Source organism: Streptomyces sp. NPDC088124 (assembly GCF_040685895.1).
GTDB lineage: Bacteria > Actinomycetota > Actinomycetes > Streptomycetales > Streptomycetaceae > Streptomyces.
In genome coordinates this window covers 105,504-122,490 of record NZ_JBFBJB010000022.1, presented here as the reverse complement: position 1 = coordinate 122,490, position 16,987 = coordinate 105,504, and the positions used below count along the sequence as shown (strand labels likewise).

17 protein-coding genes and 4 pseudogenes are annotated in these 16,987 nt (G+C 69.9%); 9 read left to right on the top strand and 12 right to left on the bottom strand.

Annotated elements, in window-relative coordinates; genetic code table 11:
* Positions 1–27: 27 nt before the first annotated feature.
* The 6 genes from AB0P17_RS19935 to AB0P17_RS19910 all read right to left on the bottom strand — a co-directional run bounded on the left by AB0P17_RS19935 (position 28) and on the right by AB0P17_RS19910 (position 6,127).
* Entirely contained in the window at positions 28–1,377 is a 1,350-nt protein-coding gene (locus AB0P17_RS19935; protein ID WP_365812674.1) for an NAD(P)/FAD-dependent oxidoreductase, read from the bottom strand.
* 87 nt (positions 1,378–1,464) lie between these two features.
* Positions 1,465–1,743 carry an acyl carrier protein gene (locus AB0P17_RS19930; protein ID WP_365812672.1) on the bottom strand — a complete coding sequence of 93 codons (279 nt, stop codon included), beginning with the start codon at positions 1,741–1,743 and terminating at the stop codon, positions 1,465–1,467.
* A gap of 20 nt (positions 1,744–1,763) precedes the next feature.
* Positions 1,764–2,486 carry a class I SAM-dependent methyltransferase gene (locus AB0P17_RS19925; RefSeq protein ID WP_365812670.1) on the bottom strand — a complete coding sequence of 241 codons (723 nt, stop codon included), beginning with the start codon at positions 2,484–2,486 and terminating at the stop codon, positions 1,764–1,766.
* A complete protein-coding gene (locus AB0P17_RS19920; protein WP_365812669.1) occupies positions 2,483–3,934 on the bottom strand; it encodes an AMP-binding protein in 1,452 nt (483 codons plus the stop codon). Before AB0P17_RS19920 ends, AB0P17_RS19925 begins: the two co-directional genes overlap by 4 nt.
* Entirely contained in the window at positions 3,931–5,061 is a 1,131-nt protein-coding gene (locus tag AB0P17_RS19915; RefSeq protein ID WP_365812668.1) for an acyl-CoA dehydrogenase family protein, read from the bottom strand. The genes AB0P17_RS19920 and AB0P17_RS19915 overlap by 4 nt, the downstream gene beginning before the upstream one ends.
* Before the next feature lie 10 nt (positions 5,062–5,071).
* A complete protein-coding gene (locus AB0P17_RS19910) occupies positions 5,072–6,127 on the bottom strand; it encodes a ketoacyl-ACP synthase III family protein (protein WP_365812666.1) in 1,056 nt (351 codons plus the stop codon).
* A gap of 609 nt (positions 6,128–6,736) precedes the next feature.
* Between AB0P17_RS19910 and AB0P17_RS19905 the strand changes: the two genes are divergently transcribed.
* Positions 6,737–7,105, top strand: a complete 369-nt coding sequence (locus AB0P17_RS19905; protein ID WP_365812716.1) for a Dabb family protein — start codon at positions 6,737–6,739, stop codon at positions 7,103–7,105.
* A gap of 198 nt (positions 7,106–7,303) precedes the next feature.
* On the opposite strand, the pseudogene AB0P17_RS19900 reads toward AB0P17_RS19905, so the two are convergent.
* The 3 genes and pseudogenes from AB0P17_RS19900 to AB0P17_RS19890 form a co-directional block, all read right to left on the bottom strand.
* A pseudogene (locus AB0P17_RS19900) lies at positions 7,304–8,317 on the bottom strand (multicopper oxidase domain-containing protein); the annotation flags it as partial.
* The gene (locus AB0P17_RS19895; RefSeq protein ID WP_365812664.1) at positions 8,227–8,415 is read right to left on the bottom strand and encodes a multicopper oxidase domain-containing protein; all 189 of its coding nucleotides are present in this window, start codon (positions 8,413–8,415) and stop codon (positions 8,227–8,229) included. The pseudogene AB0P17_RS19900 and the gene AB0P17_RS19895, both read right to left, overlap by 91 nt.
* Positions 8,412–8,633 carry a hypothetical protein gene (locus AB0P17_RS19890; RefSeq protein ID WP_365812663.1) on the bottom strand — a complete coding sequence of 74 codons (222 nt, stop codon included), beginning with the start codon at positions 8,631–8,633 and terminating at the stop codon, positions 8,412–8,414. The genes AB0P17_RS19895 and AB0P17_RS19890 overlap by 4 nt, the downstream gene beginning before the upstream one ends.
* A gap of 310 nt (positions 8,634–8,943) precedes the next feature.
* Here AB0P17_RS19890 and AB0P17_RS19885 point away from each other — a divergent pair, with 310 nt between their 5' ends.
* Positions 8,944–10,122: a cytochrome P450 gene (locus AB0P17_RS19885; protein WP_365812662.1), complete on the top strand. Its 1,179-nt coding sequence runs from the start codon at positions 8,944–8,946 to the stop codon at positions 10,120–10,122.
* A gap of 69 nt (positions 10,123–10,191) precedes the next feature.
* Positions 10,192–10,983: a GNAT family N-acetyltransferase gene (locus AB0P17_RS19880; RefSeq protein WP_365812660.1), complete on the top strand. Its 792-nt coding sequence runs from the start codon at positions 10,192–10,194 to the stop codon at positions 10,981–10,983.
* Here AB0P17_RS19880 and AB0P17_RS19875 read toward each other — a convergent pair whose 3' ends face one another.
* Positions 10,984–11,160, bottom strand: coding sequence for a hypothetical protein (locus AB0P17_RS19875; RefSeq protein WP_365812659.1), 177 nt, complete (start codon positions 11,158–11,160; stop codon positions 10,984–10,986).
* A 230-nt stretch (positions 11,161–11,390) separates the two neighbouring features.
* On the opposite strand from AB0P17_RS19875, the gene AB0P17_RS19870 reads away from it, so the two are divergent.
* Complete coding sequence (locus AB0P17_RS19870) at positions 11,391–11,747, top strand: hypothetical protein (protein ID WP_365812718.1); 357 nt, start codon at positions 11,391–11,393, stop codon at positions 11,745–11,747.
* A gap of 1 nt (position 11,748) precedes the next feature.
* Here the strand turns inward: AB0P17_RS19870 and AB0P17_RS19865 are convergent.
* Positions 11,749–12,056 (bottom strand): annotated as a pseudogene (locus tag AB0P17_RS19865) (hypothetical protein); the annotation flags it as partial.
* Here AB0P17_RS19865 and AB0P17_RS19860 point away from each other — a divergent pair.
* Positions 12,051–12,950: pseudogene (locus tag AB0P17_RS19860) on the top strand (amidohydrolase family protein); the annotation flags it as partial. The pseudogenes AB0P17_RS19865 and AB0P17_RS19860 overlap by 6 nt on opposite strands.
* Positions 12,951–13,143: 193 nt before the next feature.
* On the opposite strand, the gene AB0P17_RS19855 reads toward AB0P17_RS19860, so the two are convergent.
* The gene (locus AB0P17_RS19855; protein WP_365812657.1) at positions 13,144–13,833 is read right to left on the bottom strand and encodes a DsbA family oxidoreductase; all 690 of its coding nucleotides are present in this window, start codon (positions 13,831–13,833) and stop codon (positions 13,144–13,146) included.
* A 63-nt stretch (positions 13,834–13,896) separates the two neighbouring features.
* On the opposite strand from AB0P17_RS19855, the gene AB0P17_RS19850 reads away from it, so the two are divergent.
* The 4 genes and pseudogenes from AB0P17_RS19850 to AB0P17_RS19835 form a co-directional block, all read left to right on the top strand.
* The gene (locus AB0P17_RS19850; protein ID WP_365812655.1) at positions 13,897–14,304 is read left to right on the top strand and encodes a helix-turn-helix domain-containing protein; all 408 of its coding nucleotides are present in this window, start codon (positions 13,897–13,899) and stop codon (positions 14,302–14,304) included.
* Positions 14,305–14,510: 206 nt separating this feature from the next.
* On the top strand, positions 14,511–15,932 hold the full coding sequence (locus AB0P17_RS19845; protein WP_365812654.1) for a PQQ-dependent sugar dehydrogenase: 1,422 nt from the start codon (positions 14,511–14,513) through the stop codon (positions 15,930–15,932).
* On the top strand, positions 15,922–16,866 hold the full coding sequence (locus tag AB0P17_RS19840) for a LamG-like jellyroll fold domain-containing protein (protein WP_365812652.1): 945 nt from the start codon (positions 15,922–15,924) through the stop codon (positions 16,864–16,866). Before AB0P17_RS19845 ends, AB0P17_RS19840 begins: the two co-directional genes overlap by 11 nt.
* Positions 16,867–16,888: 22 nt before the next feature.
* Positions 16,889–16,954: pseudogene (locus AB0P17_RS19835) on the top strand (chloramphenicol phosphotransferase); the annotation flags it as partial.
* Positions 16,955–16,987: the final 33 nt, after the last annotated feature.

The window sequence follows — 16,987 nt, the reverse complement described above, 5'->3', positions numbered from 1 at the left end:
ATGCCTCGGAAACCGCTCATGGCGCGGTCAGAACAACGCCCCGGAGCTGCGGGACACCTTCATCTTTCCCAGCAGGGGGTGCCAGAGGTGGCCGGGATCCGCCTCCACGGCGGCGACGAACTCGCGCATCGCCGTCAGCGCGACGGGTTCCTGCTCGTCGTAGACGTCGCCCTGCAGCAGTTTCAGGACGTCGATGCGGTAGCGGGGGTCCTGGACGAACGCGGTGAACAGGATGTTGAGGCGGTAGTAGAGGGAGATGAACTCGTACCAGCTGGACACACCGCGCCGCAGCTTCGTCACGTAGTTCTCGAACCGCCCGGCCCTGAAATCACCGGCCTCGGCGGCGGCGATGATATCGGCGCAGGCCAGCCGGGCGCTGTTCATGGCGACGCTGACACCGCTGGAGAAGATGGGATCGACGAACCGGGCGGCGTCGCCGATCATCACCATCGAGTCGTCGCACACCTTGCGCATGCCGTAGCTGTAGTCGCCCTCGGCCTTGAACGGACGGACCCGCGCGGTCTGCTTCAACGCGTCGTACAGCAGGGGCCTGCTGGCCACCGAGTCCCAGAAGAAACCTTCGAGATCGTCCTTGCCCTCCCGGAACCGCGCCTTCTGGGTGACGACCCCGACCGATGTGATCGTGTCGGTGATGGGGATCTGCCACACCCAGGTGTCACTGAGGGGCAGGAAGTGGATGAAGATGTACTCGGCCTGGTTCTCGTCGTTCGCCAGGGCCTCCCGGTCGAGTCCTTCGAACCAGCTGTGCACGGCGTACTGGTTGAACACCGGATCGGCCACCTTCACCTTGAGCTGCCGTCCCAGGAGGGTGCCGCGCCCGCTGGCGTCGACGACCATCCGTACCGGCACCTCCGTGGTCGTCCCGCCCAGCCCGACCCGCAGCACGGGGCGGGTGCTGTCGGCGAAGTCCACACCGCGCACCCGCACCCCGGAGAACACCTTCGCCCCCAGGCTCTCCGCGTGCTTGAGCAGGATGTGGTCGAACCGGCCGCGGTCGACGTGGAAGGTGTGGTCGCGGTCGACGCCGAGCTGATCGCGTTCGTTGAACAGCACATCGGCGGCGCCCAGGCCGTGGTCGTGGACCTGGAAGCCGAGCGGGTCCACGTCGTCGGCGTTGGCCGACGTCCACGCGGCGCCGTACTTGCGGGGGAAGCCCGCCGCCTCGATCTTGTCCATGGCGCCGATCTCCAGCAGGACCGGCGTGGTCGCCGGCACCAGGGACTCGCCCACGTGCTCCCGGGGGAAGAACTCGCCTTCGAAGACCGCGACCGACAGACCGGCCTTGGCCAGGTAGGACGCGGCGGTGGAACCGGCCGGGCCGCCGCCGATGATGCCGATGTCGTAGGCGTACGTCATCTGTACTCCTGTCAGAGCAAGTTGTCAGAGCAAGTTGTCGGAGAGAGGTGTCGGAGAGAGGTGTCGGAGGAAGTGGTGGAGAAGGTGTCAGAGGGAGGCGGTCTGCGAGCGGAGCAGCAGGATCAGGTCGGTGATCGTCTCCGGCGTGCGGAAGTGCTCACCGGTCATGTGCACGGGCGGAACGCGCACGCCGTACGTGGTACGGATGTGCGCCAACAGGCGTGCGGTGCGCACCGAGTCCAGTACCCCCAGTTCCAGCAGCCGGCTGTCGGCGGTGATCAGTTCGGACGGCAGGCCCGTCGCGAGTTCCTCCCGCACATAGCGGAGCAGCAGGTCGAGCAGTGTCGTGCGATCAAGGTCCGTCATGATTGCGGTTCCTCCGGTTGTCAGAGCGGTGCCGACGCACGCGCCACGATGTACCTCGTCGGCAGCTCCAGCGGATGCCCGCCGGAGGTGCGCTCGGTGGTGTGCAGGGCGATCTCGCCGTCGGCGACGACATCGAATCCGTTTCCTTCGAACAGCAGCCGCAGGCGCCCTTCATGGGCGGGGGCGACCTGGCCGCCGAAGTCGAAATGGGCCGCCAGTCCGGCCGTCTTCGGCAGGTGCGCACCGCCGGCGAGCAGCTCGGCGACGTACCAGCCGGTCTGTTCGGTCAGTTCCTGGGCGAACAGGATCCCCGCGCCGCCGAGCAGGAGCCTGATCGCCGCCAGCATCCTCGTGCGGTCGTCCGGGGCGAGCTGGTGCAGCACACCGCGCAGGTAGACGTTGACGTCGCCGAACTCCGCGCGCAGCGCCGCCGCGGTGTCCCGGTCGAGGAGGTCGGCGCGGCGGTAGGCGACGTTGGGCGCCGCGTGCGACGCGGCGGCCAGCTCGACCGCCGCCTCGGCGATGTCCAGTCCGACGACCCGTTCGAAGTGGCGCCCCAGCCACCGCGTCTGCCGTCCGCTGCCGCACCCGATGTCGATCAGGGGCAGCTTCGGGTCGGCATGGCCGCGGAAGAGCGGCAGATGCCGTGCCACGGTCAGTTGGGGCGACGAGTCCCACAGGGCGGCCCCGGGTTCGGCCGGCAGCGCCGACCAGAAGGCGTCCCAGGCCGCGTCGCCCGTCATACGCCCGCTCCCCGCGCCACCAGACGGCCGAGCGCCGCCCGGTCGACCTTCCCGTTCGCGGTGCGGGGAAAGCCGCCGACCGTGTGCAGCGCGTCGATGGCCATGTACGGCGGCAGGAGGCGCGAGCAGTGCCGCCGCAGCTCCGCGAAGCCGGGCGCGCAGCCGCTCTCGGGGACGACGAAGGCGTGCAACCGGGCGTCGAGACCGGCGCCCACGACGACCACCACCGCGTCGCGTACGGACTCATGCGCGACGAGTGCGCCGCTGACCTCGGCCGGCTCGATCCGGTGGCCGCGGACCTTCGCCATGTCGTCGACGCGCCCCCGGTACTCCAGCAGACCGTCGGTGTCGTACCGGCCGAGATCACCGGTACGGTACGGTCCGGCCTGGGGCGCCGCGCCCCAGTAGCCGAGCATGACGGTCGGCCCGCTGACCACGATCTCGCCGTCGTCCAGCGCGACCCTGTCCCCGGCGACGGGTGAGCCGATCGGGATGGCCGAGGTGCGCGCCAGATCGGCCGCCGTCACCTCGTAGGAGGTGCACACGTTGGTCTCCGTCGGGCCGTACCAGTTGAGCATGCGCACCCCGGGCCAGCCGCGGCGCAGGTCCTTCAGCGGCTTCAGCGGAAACCGCTCGCCGGCGAAGACACACGCGCGCAGCGCGCCCGGTCCGCGCTCCAGGAGCTCGCCGTACTCGGCCATGAGCACCAGGGCGGACGGCACCGAGTACCAGACGGTGATCCGCCGTTCCAGCAGGAAGTCGACCAGCGGTTCGGCGGCCTGACCAAGGGTCTCGCCGATGAGGTGGACCGACGCACCGGCCCGGAAGGCTCCGTAGAGGTCGAAGACGGACAGGTCGAAGCCGAACCCGGCGTGGTTGGCCAGCCGGTCGTCCGCGGTGAGGTCCAGCTCCCGGCAGGCCCAGTCGACGAAGGCGAGCGCGTTCCCGTGGCTGAGGCAGACCCCCTTCGGCGTCCCCGTCGACCCCGAGGTGTAGAGGATGTACGCCGGGTCGTCCGGCCGGACCGGATGGTGGGCGCCGTCCGAGCGGTGGGCGCCGCCCGAGCGGCGGTCCGCCTCCTGGAAGAGATCCGCGCAGGGTACGGAGACGATGCCGGGGACGCGATCGGCGTGGTCCGTGACGATCAGCGCCGGGCGGGCGTCCGCGGCGATCCGGGCGACCCGTCCGCCGGGGTTGCTCCTCGGGACGGGAACGTGGACCGCGCCGCACCGTAACACCGCCTGCGCGACGGCCACCGCTTCGGCTGTCTTGTCCGTCCACACCAGGACGCGGTCACCCGGCCGGACACCGCGACCGCGCAGCGCGGCCAGATACGTGTCCGCGCGCCGGTCCAGTTCGCCGTAGCCGAGGCCGGTGGCCTGGTCGCGGACCGCGAGCGCGTCGGGTGTCCTGGCGGCCGCGTCGACCACCGGGCTGTAGAGGCTCACAGCCCCATCTCCCGGGCGATCAGCTGCCGTTGGATGTCCGATGTGCCGGAGAAGGTGGTGGCGGGAGCGGCGTCGCGCACGTGTTCCTCGATCCCGTATTCCGTGAGGAATGCGCGGCCCCCGAAGATCCGGGCGGCGTCGAGCGAGGTGGCGACCGCGGCCTCGGACACGGCCAGTTTCGCCATGGCGACCCACAGGGAGGGGTCCTGGCCGCTGTCGATCTCGGTACAGGCGCGGTAGAGCAGGAGCCGGCCGCTCTCCAGCCGCAGCCGCATGTCGGCCAGCCGGTCCGCGACCGGCTGGACGTCGGCGAGTCGCTTTCCGGACTGCCGCCGTTCCCGTACGTGGTGGACGCATCGCCGGATGAGACGTTCCTGCTGGCCCAGGTAGATCGCGAACAGGCAGGAGCGCTCCCACCACATCGATGTCTGGAACACCGGCTGTCCCTGGCCGGGGCTGCCCAGCACCCGGTCGTCCGGCACGAAGCACCGGGTGAACCGCACCTCGCCGGCCTGGCAGGCGGTCAGACCGGACTTGTGCATCGGCTCTCCCGCGACCAGCCCGGGGGAGTCGCGGTCCACGGCGAACGCGGTGGAACCGAAGTAACCGCCGTCCGGATCGGTTGTCGCATAGGTGACGTAGAGATCGGCGACCGGGCCGTTGCTGACGAAGCTCTTGACCCCGTCGAGGAGATATCCGCCGTCGACCCTGGTGGCCCTGGTCGCCAACCGGGAGAGGTCCGATCCCGCGTCGGGCTCCGTCATGGCGTTTCCCGCTATCAGTTCACCTGAACACAGGGCGGGCAGCAGGGACTTGCGCGTCCGGGGCTGCGCGAACTCCAGTACCGGCAGGACACAGGCGAAGAGATGGGCCGCCGCGGCGAAGAGCACTCCGGTGTCCGCGCCGCCGTCGCTCGCCCCCTCGTACAGGAGGGCCGTGTCGAGAGCGCCGAAGCCCGCGCCGCCGTGTTCCTCCGGAACGGCGGCGCCCAATAATCCGAGACCGGCGAGTTTCCTCCAGGTGTCCTCGCGGAATCCGGCGGTGGAAGACGGCGTGGGAAGGTCTCGCGCGGCTGTCCGCATGCGCGCGTACCGCTCCTGCTGTTCGGCACTCGGGCGGAAATCCATGAGACCCCTTTCAGGCAGCGGTGGCCGGACGGCCGGAGGACCAGTGCGGAGTTTCGATGATCTCGATCACGGCGCAGGCGATATTCAGTCCGGGGCCCACGCCGAGCATCAGGAAATGGTCCCCGCGTCGCAGCTCGCCGGAGAGCAGCAGCTGTTCGAGCGCCACCATCTGGTCACTGGCGCCGATATGGCCGACGGTACGGCCCTGTTCCCATGTCGAAAGGGACATCGGCAGACCCAGCGGTAACATCGCGCGGTCTTCGACACGTTCCCGTGACCCGTTGGCATAGGCGACGCGGGAAATGTCGTCCATCGTGATGCCGGCTTCGTCGAGTGTGCGGCTGATGAGTTCGTCCTGCGCCGCCACGAGTTTCAGCGGGCCGGCCGGGTCCCGGTCCGGGCCGTCCAGCCAGCGGCGCTTGGACTCGCCGTGGTCGAGCTTGCCCGGCCGGCCGGCTCCGGGCGGGAACAGGGGCTCGGGACCGCGGTGCATGGCCTCGTACTCGGGGAGGGTGATCGCGTTGATGGACCTGAGCCGGGCGAAACCTGTCCGCCGGCTCAGGACGACGGCGGAGCCTGCGTCGCCCATGACGAAATGCGGACTGAAACGCCAGCGTTCCAGCAGGTCAGAGGTGAAGTTGTCCGCGGAGGTGACAAGGGCGGCCTCGTGCTCGGCCGAAGCCATGAGATGCGCCGCCGCGAGTTCCAGGGCGGAGAACATGCCCATGCAGCCCTGTCTCACCTCGGCCGCGGTGGCCTGCCCCGCGCCCGTGTGCCGCTGCACGTAGTACTGCGGACACCAGCCGTGGGGGCCTTGGTACCAGACGCTGGCGTACAGCAACAAGCTGAGCGACGAGGGATCCAGGCCGGCCCGTTCGAGCGCCTGCCGGCATGCCCGCACCGCCATTTCGGGGGCGGGCATATCGCCCGCGACCGCGACACTGGTGATTCCGTACTCTTCCGCGGCGCTCCGGTCGATCAGCCCCCGTTCGACCGCCCATCCGATGGGAACGCGGTCGGGAAGAAAGGCTCCCAGACCGCTTATCAACACATCGCGTGTTTCCATGGCCCACCCCGGATTCTCTCGGTCACGCAGGCGTGAAGAATGAGTCAAAGAATGGCTACGAATGCGCCATTACCGGTGGAGCCACCCCGTGCCTTCCGCCGCTGACAACGTTGTCCGGCAGGGAAACGAGCGTCGGGGGGCGCAGGGGAATGAGGAGAGAGTAAGTGAAAGCGTCGGCGGTGTCGGCTTATTCTCGAACGCCGGTTCTGCTGGTCTTCTGGTGTGCGCGCCGTGCCGTCCGAAGGAATGCAGCTCTTTGGTGCACCGAATCGCTCATGCGCCGACCCTCGAAATCCGTCATGTTCCGACGGGGGGCGAGATTCCCTGAGTAAGGGTGCACTCCGTTTCGGTGGGCGTCAAGACGCTGGCGGCAGGTATGGGGTGTTGAATGGATAAGGAGGGACATTGGGTGGAGTGGTCCTCGGGTGCCGGACTCCGCGTCGGGACGAAGCAGTAGGTGTCGTCGAATAGGCAACTCATGCCGATATGGCGAGGTACCGGACCAGTTCATAGTCGGCTCATGGCCTCGAAGTCGGCTCATGACCTCGACGGCGAAAGGGCCGTCGCCGGTCGGCGACGTGCGGTTCACCACCTGCGAAGGGGAGCACGATGATCCACCACAGTGTCCGGCTCAAGGTAAAGGCAGGCGTGACGCAGGAGCAGATCGACGAGGCTCTGGAGAGCATGCGCGATCAGGGCCGGGTCATCCCGGCGGTGAAGTCGTACGTCGTCGGCCGCTACGTCGGAGGCGACTACGACTGCGGTGGCGTGTTCGTCGTCGAGGACCTCGACGGCTACTGGGAGTACCTGACGCATCCGGCGCACGCACACGCCGACCGCATCGGTATACCCCTGGTGGAGAAGTACGACTGGCACGACACTGTTGATGATCACGACCCGCAGATGGGGGCGAAGATCGCCGACCTGCAACGGCGTTGGTACGAAATCGCCTCCGCGTCGGTGAGCGACCAGCCGTAGCACTCCGGAAGCGACGAGCGCCCCCGGCCCGCTCGACCACGTCGTCCGTGTCCTCCGGAGAGGTGAGGCGTAGGGGCCCCCTCTGGGCGGGCGCGTACGGACCAGCGAGATCTGGATACGGGGGCCGGGTAACGCGTTGTTGTCCTCGTGTTGCAGCAGGTGGCAGTGGTACAGGTATGGCGTGTTCGGGTCGGTGTGGCCGTGGAAGCGCATGGCCAGCCGGTAGTGCTTTCCCTGGGCGAGCATGACGGTGTCCTTCCAGCCGCGCAGGTGTGGTTCCGGTTTCCCGCCGTCGACCGTAAGGACCTGGAACTGGACGTCGTGAACGTGGAAGTTGTGCAGGAAGCCGTTGTCGTTGAGCACGTCCCATATCTCGACGGCGCCTTCGCGGACGCCGAAGTCGATGCGGTCCATCGCCATGGACCGGCCGTTGATCTGGTCCGACGCCAGCACGAAGGAGCGTTCCCGCGCGACCTGTTCGCCGGCGAGGTCGGGGGCGGCGCCGAGCGCGGCAGGGATCCCGGCGCGGTCGGACAGGGTGGCCGCGGCCCGGAACTGGCAGATGTCGAGACGGTCGTCGAAACCGTCGACCCGTCCCAGCGCGCCGCCGTACTCGGACGGATAGGAGCGCAGCTCGCCCCGCTCACCCGGCTCGAAGGCCACCACGATCTCGGCGCGTTCGCCCGGCGAGAGGTACAGGCGCTCGGTGCGCCACGGTGCGGCGAGCAGGCCGCCGTCGGTGGCGACGAGCGAGAAGGGCCGGTCGTCGGAGAACCCGAGGTGGTACAGGCGCGCGTTGGAGCCGTTGAGCAGCCGCAGCCGCACCACTCGCGTCGTGACATCGACGTACGGACCGATCGCGCCGTTGACGAGCACCTCGTCACCGATCACGCCCAGCGTGCCGCCCAGCGGCACCCGCTTCTCGAACTGGTTGTCCCCATCGAACGCGCGGTCCTGGACGATCACCGGGATGTCGTCGACACCGTACTCGGACGGCAGCTTCGCCCCCTCGGAGCCCTCGTCGTCGACGATGAACAGCCCGCTCCGACCTCGGTACACATGGTCGGCCGTCGATCCGTGCACGTGCGGGTGATACCAGAGCGTCGCCGCCGGCTGATCGATCAGCCACCGCGGCCGCCAGGTCCCCCCCCGGCCGGGACGACCTGATGCGGCCCTCCGTCCATGACCGCGGGCAGCCGCATCCCGTGCCAATGGAGCGAGGTGTCCTGATCCAGCCCGTTGCGCACCACGAACTCGACCCGCTCGCCACGCCGCGCGCGGATCGTCGGACCGAGGTACGTGCCGTTCACGCCCCAAGTGCGGTGGTGGAACCGGACTTGAACCGTGTCCCGCCCGACTGGATACCGAGCGTGAACACCCGGGCGCCCCGCGTGCCGGCCTCCGACTCGGCCAGCGGCGGGATCGGCAGCGCCCGGTCGAAGGAGATCCTGCCGACCGTGTCCTGCTGCGCGGCGGCGTAGTAGATGCCGTAACCACCGCCGGCCTTCAGCGCTGTGCGTCGTTTCATGTCGACACCGTCCCGCGCCGGAAGGCGACTTCGCGTCGGTGTGAGTTACCTGGACCGGGCGTTGCGCCGATGGCTCCGCCGACGGTCATGGACGGGGGACGGACAGGAACGTCGCGAGGTAGGTACTTCTTGCCGACGCGAAGGATCCCGACGTCGCGGGAGAGTCCTCCCAGGGGCCCTTCCAAAGGACAGTCCTCGACCCTGCTTTCGTATGTTCCTGAGGAGCCCGTCGGCTTTTCGCGCCTCCTGCCGCGCGGCGTCGGTAAGTTGTCCGTCGCGGTGTTCGCTCCACTTGTTCCCTGGAGAACTGTTGTCCCAGATACCTGTCAGCGACGTCGATCTCTACACCGAATCGGCGCGCATCGACCCGTACGACATCTATGCCGAGCTCCGGGCTCTCGGGCCGGTGGTGTACCTGTCCCGCTACGACCTCTACGCGCTGCCCCGTTACGACGAGGTGCGGGCGGCGCTGATGGACTGGCAGACGTTCTCGTCGGCCCGTGGCGTGTTCATGGATCCGGACGTCAACGCCCAGCTGGAGGGGATCACGCTGTGCAGCGATCCGCCCGAGCACACGGCGATGCGCTCGGTGCTGGGGCGGCCGCTGCGGCCGGAGCGGATGCGTGAGGTGACGCCGCGGATCGAGGCCGAGGCCGACCGGGTCGTCGAACGGGTGGTCGGCCAGGGCCGGTTCGAGGTCGTCACCGAACTGGCGGAGTACCTGCCCATGACCGTGGTGTCGGACCTGGTCGGACTGCCCGATCACGGACGGGAGAAGACGCTGGAGTGGGCCGCGGCCATCTGGAACACCCAGGGTCCCGCCGACGACCGTGCGGCCGCGGCGGGGCCGGCCGTCGAGGAGTTCATGGCATTCGCCATGCAGGACGCCGTGCCCGGAAAGATCGACCCCGACGGCTGGGCGGCGCAGCTCTACCAGGCCGCCGACCGGGGTGAGATCCCGCGCGACAAGTGCCCGGTGATGATGCTCGACTACGTCACTCCCAGCCTGGACACGACCATCCTCGCGATCGCCAACACGGTCGGGCTGTTCGCCCAGAACCCGGACCAGTGGGATCTGCTGCGCAAGGACCGCTCGTTGATTCCGCACGCGATCAACGAGTCGTTGCGCCTGGAGACCCCGGTGCCCCAGTTCAGCCGGGTGCTCACCGAGGACCACGAGATCGGCGGAGTTCCGCTGGCCGCCGGTTCGCGGGTCGCGCTGCTCTACGCCTCCGCCAACCGCGACGAGCGCCATTACCCGGACCCGACGCGCTTCGACATCACACGTCGCCCTTCGGACCACCTTGCCTTCGGGCGGGGCGAGCACGTGTGTGTCGGGATGCACCTCGCCAGGCTGGAAATGAGCGCGTTGCTGGAAAGGCTCGCCGACCGGGTCGCCTGCTTCGAGATCCTCGAACGCCGGCCGGTGATCAACAACGGGTTGCGCGGTCTCGACCACCTGGACGTGGCGATCGAAGCGGCGGCCTGACCGCGCGGTCACCGCGCCCCGCGGAGAAATCCGGTCGTGGGGGAGGGGAACGCACGGCACGATAGGGCCATGAGTGCCGATCTCCCGCTGGACCGGGCCCGGGAACTGTGGACCGAACTGGCCGCGACACCGGTGGAGTTCCGCTCGCCGGAAGGGGTGAGCGTGGTGGTCTCCCCGGACTCGCGGCTGTGTCCGCCGTCGTGGGCGGGGATCGTGGTCCTCGGTGACGCCGGGGTCATCACCGCGCCGAATGTGTGCGTGGCGGAGCTGATGGCGGGCGCGGCAAGGAAACTGTCCCCCGGGGAACTTGTCGTTGCCGGTCGCCTGATGGCGACGCTGCCCGTGGCCGAGGTCATGGGGCTCGCGTTCCTCTCCTACCTCGACCGGGCCCGCTTCCGGCCCGCGTCCGGAGGCGCTGTGGTGGAGGAAGTGCCGGGCGGCGGACTCACCGTAGGCCAGGAGGGCGGCGGCGAACTCACCGCACTCCTGGCCGGCGCCGGCGAGGAGGACGCGGAGGAGAGCGCCTTGGCGGGCATCACCTCGCCCGCATTCGTCGTCCGTGACGGTGGCGACGTGGTCGCCGCGGCCGGTTATCGGGCCTGGCCGGGGTCGGTGGCACACCTGTGCGTCATGGTCGCGCCGGACTTCCGGGGACGCGGGCCGGCCCGGGTCGTGGCCTCCGCCGCGGTGGGGCGTGCCCTGGACTCCGGGATGTTTCCGCAATGGCGGCCACGGCCACACCCGTCACGACGTGTGGCGCTCGCACTGGGATTCGAGGAACTGGGGGCCCGGCTCAGCATTCGCCTCCGCGACAACGCCACACCCGGTGCCCGGGTCCGGGAGTGTGCTTCCGGCCGGTGATCAGTAGCGCGTGTTGCGCAGGTCCGTCAGCCACGCCTGCTCGGGGTGCCGGTCCCAGTGCCCGCGCAGGGCGGTCTCCCGCTCGGCGTAGCGGCCTCGGTGACACAGGCCGGTCGCGCCGCTTCGCAGTACGTACTCAACCGGTTCGTGAGCGGAACTGTGAGGTTCTCCTGACATGAGTGTCGAGCGGCCGTCGGCTCGCCGGAATCGCTTCAGCCTGTTCGGATTCGAGGTCTTCAAGGGGGTGTTCACACCCTTCCCTTCCGGTGTGTTCGACGAGGTCGATGCGGACGTGAGCCGGACGGGCCTCGAAGACATGGCCGCGGACCTGCTGGACACCTCCGTGGTCCCTGTGTACGAAGAGGCCGGTGAGTACCGGGGCGAAACCTGTTGGCACACCGGACCGGATGTCAGGAGCCTGCGTCTGGTCACGTTCGTCCTCCACGACCGGCGACCGGACACAGACGGCGGCGCGCTGTGTGTTCTCCCCGGTTCCCCACCGGAATCCGTCCGCGTACCCCACCGGCATCGTCGCCGCCGCCGGGATTCCCGGTCATGTGCCGGACGTCGGGCCGGGCGACGTCATCGCCCTCGATCCACGGATGTGGCGTTCCGTACGGGGCGGTCAGGCGGGGCGCCGGCTCACGGTCACCTACGCGGGGAGCCCGGACGGACCGGCGGCCCGGCGGGAACTGGAATCGACCCGACTGGCCATGGTGGACCGGACGGTCGCGCCGGTGCCTCAAGGACGGTTGGTCGGATAGCCCCCATGGAGGTGAAGTACTCCGTCGTGGCCAACTCCCGGCCGTCCTCGGTCCGTACGCGGGTGAGGGCCAGGCCGTGATTGCGACCGGCGCGAACGGTCCCGCGGGGTGAACTCGGTCTGCCCGGCGGCGATGAGGTTGAGTGCGGCGATGGTGACCGGGGCGATGAGGCCGACGGTCCTGTGCAAAAGAGGTCCGCAGCGGTGTTCTCCGGTCCGACCGGGACCGCCTCCGGACGATGTCGCCCGCGTCGAGTTCGACGTCCATCATGCGCGCGGTGACGCCCACTTCGGCCTCGCCGCCGAGCAGGACCTGTTGCCGCTGCGTGTGCAGCTCATGGTCTCCGCCGACCGGCTCCGCCCGGTCGCCGCGCACGACGCCGACGCCATCCCCCGCGCCCTCGACCTCGGGCTGCGCACCGGGTTCGGCGGCGACCGCCTCTCCGTGGGCGCGCTGAAGATCTGGACGGACGGCGGCATGATGGCCAGGACCGCCGCACTCGGCGACCCGTACGAAGGGCTCGACCACGCCGGCCAGTTGCAGGACGACCCCGATGTGCTCACGGACACGATCGTGGACGGTCACCGCGCCGGCTGGCAGCTCGCCGTCCACGCGATCGGCGACCGCGCGGCCGACCTCGCCCTGGACGCGCTGGAGCGTGCCCAGCGCGACTGGCCACGCCCCGGCGCCCGGCACCGTATCGAGCACGCCGGCCTGATCCGCCCCGACCAGCTCCCGCGCTTCGCCCGGCTCGGCGTCAGCGCGGTCGTCCAGCCTCATTTCCTGCGCTCCTTCGGCGACGACTACGCGGCGATCATGGGCGAGGGACGGGCCCCGTGGCTCTACCGCGGCAAGGCGTTCCTGGCTCACGGCATCCCCCTCGTCGGCAGCTCCGACCGTCCGGTCGCCGACGGGTCCCCGCTGCGGGCCGTGCAGTTCATGGTCGAGCGCGCCTCCGAGTCCGGCCAGGTGATCGGCCCGGACGAGGGCATCACCGTCGACGAGGCCCTGCGCGCCTACACCGTCACTGGCGCCTGGGCCTGCCACTGGGAGGACACCCTGGGCAGCCTCACCCCGGGCAAGCGCGCCGACCTGGTCGTGCTCGGCGACGACCCCCGGCGCGTCGACCCGTCCCGCATCGGGGACATCGAGGTGGCGGCGACCTACGTGGACGGCAGCGAAGTGGGAACGCGGGCGTTGTGATCGTCGTCGGGCGCGGCCCGTACCCGGCACCCTTACTTCCCCGTCGGAGAGCCGCCAGGACGATCCGCCGGGCCACCGGGTTCGTCGACGTGTCCTTGGCGTCCAGAGCGGCGGTCGCGTCCGGCGCTCCGGCGATCGCGGCGGCCAGGGACCCGTCGCCCGGTCTGCCGCCGGGCCCCGGTCCGGGCGGGCGTCATGCCTCCGGGGGCTCGGCGGTCAGGCGGAGCAGTTGGGCGGCGAGCGTCTCCAGAGGCAGCGCGGCGCTCAGCGACCAGCGGCGGTTCACCACGACCGTGGGCACCCCCATGATGCCCATCCGCAGGGCCAGTTGCTGATCCCGCACCACCTCGTCGGCGAACTCGTCACCGGAGAGGACCTCTCGCACCCGCCCTCCGTCGAGGCCGGTCCTCTCGGCCGTCCCGGCGAGCGCGTCGTGGTCGGCGATCGGCAGCCCCTCGGTCCAGTAGGCGGTGTAGAGGCGCTGCGCGAGCTCGGTCTGCCGGCCCTCCGTCCCGGCCAGGTGGATCAGCCGGTGTGCGTCGGCGGTGTTGCCCGGCCGGGCCCGGTCGGCGTGGAAGGGCAGGCCGTCCGCGGTGGCTATGGCCTTGATCGTGTTCATGGCCGCGCGCCCGGCTTCGCGACTGCCGTTGAAGCGGGCGAGGTAGTCGTACAGATCGCCGGTGGGGCGCTCCTCGGCGGGCCGCGGGTCCAGTTCGAAGCCGCGCCAGCGCAGCCGGAAGAGACCCGGGTCCGGCTGCCGGGCGACCGCCCCGGCCACGCGACGGGTGCCGTAGTAGCAGTGCGCGCAGACGAAGTCGGACCACAGGTCGAGGTCGATCGTCCGGGTTCTGGACGGGTCGATGCTGACATGTCGGGAGCTCATGGGCCGACGGTAGCCCTCATGGCTAACTATTCGAAGGCGCCTACCTGGAGGTAAGCTCCGTCCATGCTGAACAGCTCTCAGCTCACGGGAGGCACGCCGCGAGACCCGTGTGACGCGTTCAACAGCGACTGTCCTGGACGGGAAGTCCTCAACCATCTCACCAGCCGCTGGGGCCTGTTGGTCCTCGTGGCGCTGCAGAGCGGCCCCCTGCGCTTCTACGAACTGCGCACCCTCGTGGACGGCATCAGCGACAAGATGCTGGCGCAGGCCCTGCGCACCCTCGTACGGGACGGACTGCTCGCGCGCGAGGTGCTGCCCAGTGTGCCGCCGAGTGTGCGCTACGAACTGACCCCGCTGGGGCGGGACGCGGCCGAGCCGCTGCAGGCGATGCTCGCCTGGGTGCGGCAGAACGCGCTCACCGTGCTCGCCGCCCAGGAGGACCACGATCACCGCACCGCCGCCGGCCCGTGATCCGCCCCGCGCCCCGGTGGGGCGCGGGCGGATCCGATGAGGCCGGTGGCCGGAATTGGCGTGTGCATCACATTTCCCGTGTCGCACCTCTTGTCGCCCCGGTCCCGGCTTTGTAGCTTGACGCAGGCGCTTGTGGAAGCGCTTTCTACGCCCTGCGAACCGATGAGGTGAGCGGAATGCCCAAGTCGGGCCGGAGCCGGTTGGTGATGTCTGCGGGTGTGCTGCTGATGGCGCTTCTCGCGCCACCGGCCTTCGCACAGGACGAAGCGCCGATCGACGACCCCTTACCGGACCCCGCGGTCTCCCGGCACGGTCTGGTGCTCAAGGAGTTCGCGACGCTCCCGAAGTCGGAGTCGGTCCCGCCTCCCACGGACGACCGGCTGAAACGCTGGGCCCGGATCAACTACCTCGGCGAAGTGCCCGACGGCTCCAAACGGTTGTACGTCCCCGATCTCAACGGCAAGCTCTATCTGCTGGACCGCGACGGCACTCCGCGCGAGTACCTCGACGTAGGGGCTGCGGCGGGGCCCGACTTCTGGTCGCACCGGGGGCTGGGCAGCGGGTTCGGCTTCGTCGCCTTCCATCCGCGCTTCAAGCAGAACGGCACGTTCTACACCGTTCACACCGAGGCGCGCGACGCGCTCACCGACAAGCCGGTGGATCTGCCGGCGCCCGCCACCACGCGCGTGCACTCCGTGATCACCGAGTGGACCGCGGACGACCCCGCGGCCGGTACGTTCAGCGGGACCCGGCGCGAGGTGATGCGCCTGGGGTTCCAGGACGTCTACCACGACATCCAGGAGATCGGCTTCGACCCGAACGCCCGCCCCGGGCAACGGGACTTCGGCCTCCTCCATGTCGCCGTCGGTGACGGCGGGGCGGGCGCGGGAGGCACGGTTCCCCAGGATCTGACCGCGCCGCAGGGCAAGATTCTCAGGATCGACCCCCTCGGCCACGACGGGCCGGGCGGAAAGTACGGCATCCCGCCCTCGAACCCCTTCGTCGGGCAGCCCGGCAGGCTCGGCGAGATCTACGCGTACGGGCTGCGCGACCCCCATCGCTTCAGCTGGGACACCGGCGGACGCCACCAGATGTTCGTCGGGAACATCGGCGAACACCGGGTCGAGTCCGTCTACGAGGTCAGGGCGGGCGACAACTTCGGCTGGAGTGACCGCGAGGGGCCCTTCACCTACCGTAAGGCCGACAACCCCACCTGCGGGGTCTTCCCCCTCCCGGCCGACGACGCCGAGAACGGCTACACCTATCCGGTCGCGGCCTTCGACCACAACCCTCCGGCGGACAGGCCCTGCGCCGACAGCGGGAACGCGCTCATCGGCGGATTCGTCTACCGCGGAGGGCGGATTCCCGAACTGCGCGGCAAGTACATCTACTCCGAGGGGGTGAGCGGGCGTGTCTTCTACTCCGAGGTGCGCGAGATGCGCCGCGGCGGACCGCTCGCCCGCGTCCACCAGCTCCAGCTCTTCGACGCCCAGGGCGCGGTGACCTCGATGCGGACGCTGGCCGGCGACGAGCGGGTCGACCTCCGCTTCGGTACGGACCGGGCGGGCGAGCTCTACGTGCTCTCGAAGGCCAACGGGAAGATCTGGAAAGTGTCCGATGCGCGGTAACCGCGGTGCACGCGCCGCGGGGGCGCTGGCGCTGGCCGTCGGGTTGCTGGGCGCCGCGCTCGCCCCCGCGCAGCAGGCGACCGCGGCCTCCGCCCCCGTACCGGCGAGCCTCCGGCCGAACCTGGTCGCGTACTACGACTTCGCCCATCCCGTACGCGGGAATCCGGACCGGGAACGCGACCGCGGCGGGTCCGGCACCGACATTCAACTCGTCAACGGCGGCCCACGGATGCGCGTGTGGGACCGCGCCCGCGGCCCCGTCCTGCGGACCGGGCAGATCTCGCCCGCCACCGCGGGCAACGACGACTGGAAGGCCGGGGTCTACGATCCGGGCGGCGTCGCCTCGCTGCGCGCGTTCAACGGCGTGCGCGAGACCACCGTCATGGGCTGGTTCAAGATGACCGGCGAGAACCCGGGCCTCAACTCGAACTCCGCCGATCCCACCGACCGTTACGGTGCGGTCGGTCTGGCCGGCGTTCTCTCCGGCACCTCACAGGGCCACGATGTGCGCGCCCTCCTCGAACTCATCACGGTGGACGGCGAGATGAAGGTGGTCGCGCTCGGCCGCCGCCTCGACGACGGAAGCTCGGCGACCTTCGCCGCCGACGCCGACTGGACGACGCTGCTGCCGCGGGGGGAGTGGGTGTTCCTCGCGGCCACCTTCGACTACGACGACGGCACGATGGCGCTCTACCGCAACGGCCGCCCGCTGCCCGGCTTCTACACTGCCACCGGCGACCCCTGGTCCGTCGAGGGCGAACCGGAGCCCGACACCACATCCCCCACCGACCCACGCGGCATCAAGATCGGCGGCAGCTATCCGCAGAACACCAGGGAGGGCAACTCCTGCGACTGCCGCATGGACGACCTGATGTTCCTCGACCGTGCCCTGACCCCGGGGGAGATCCTGGCCCAGTACCGGCGGACCAGGTGAGGAGTGCGTCTACTGTGGCGTGATGGCAACTCAGGTGATCGTGGTGAACGGCGGTTCCAGCTCGGGGAAGTCCGGCATCGTCCGGTGTAGCGGGGTGGCCGCGGGCCGCGAGGTCGCCCGC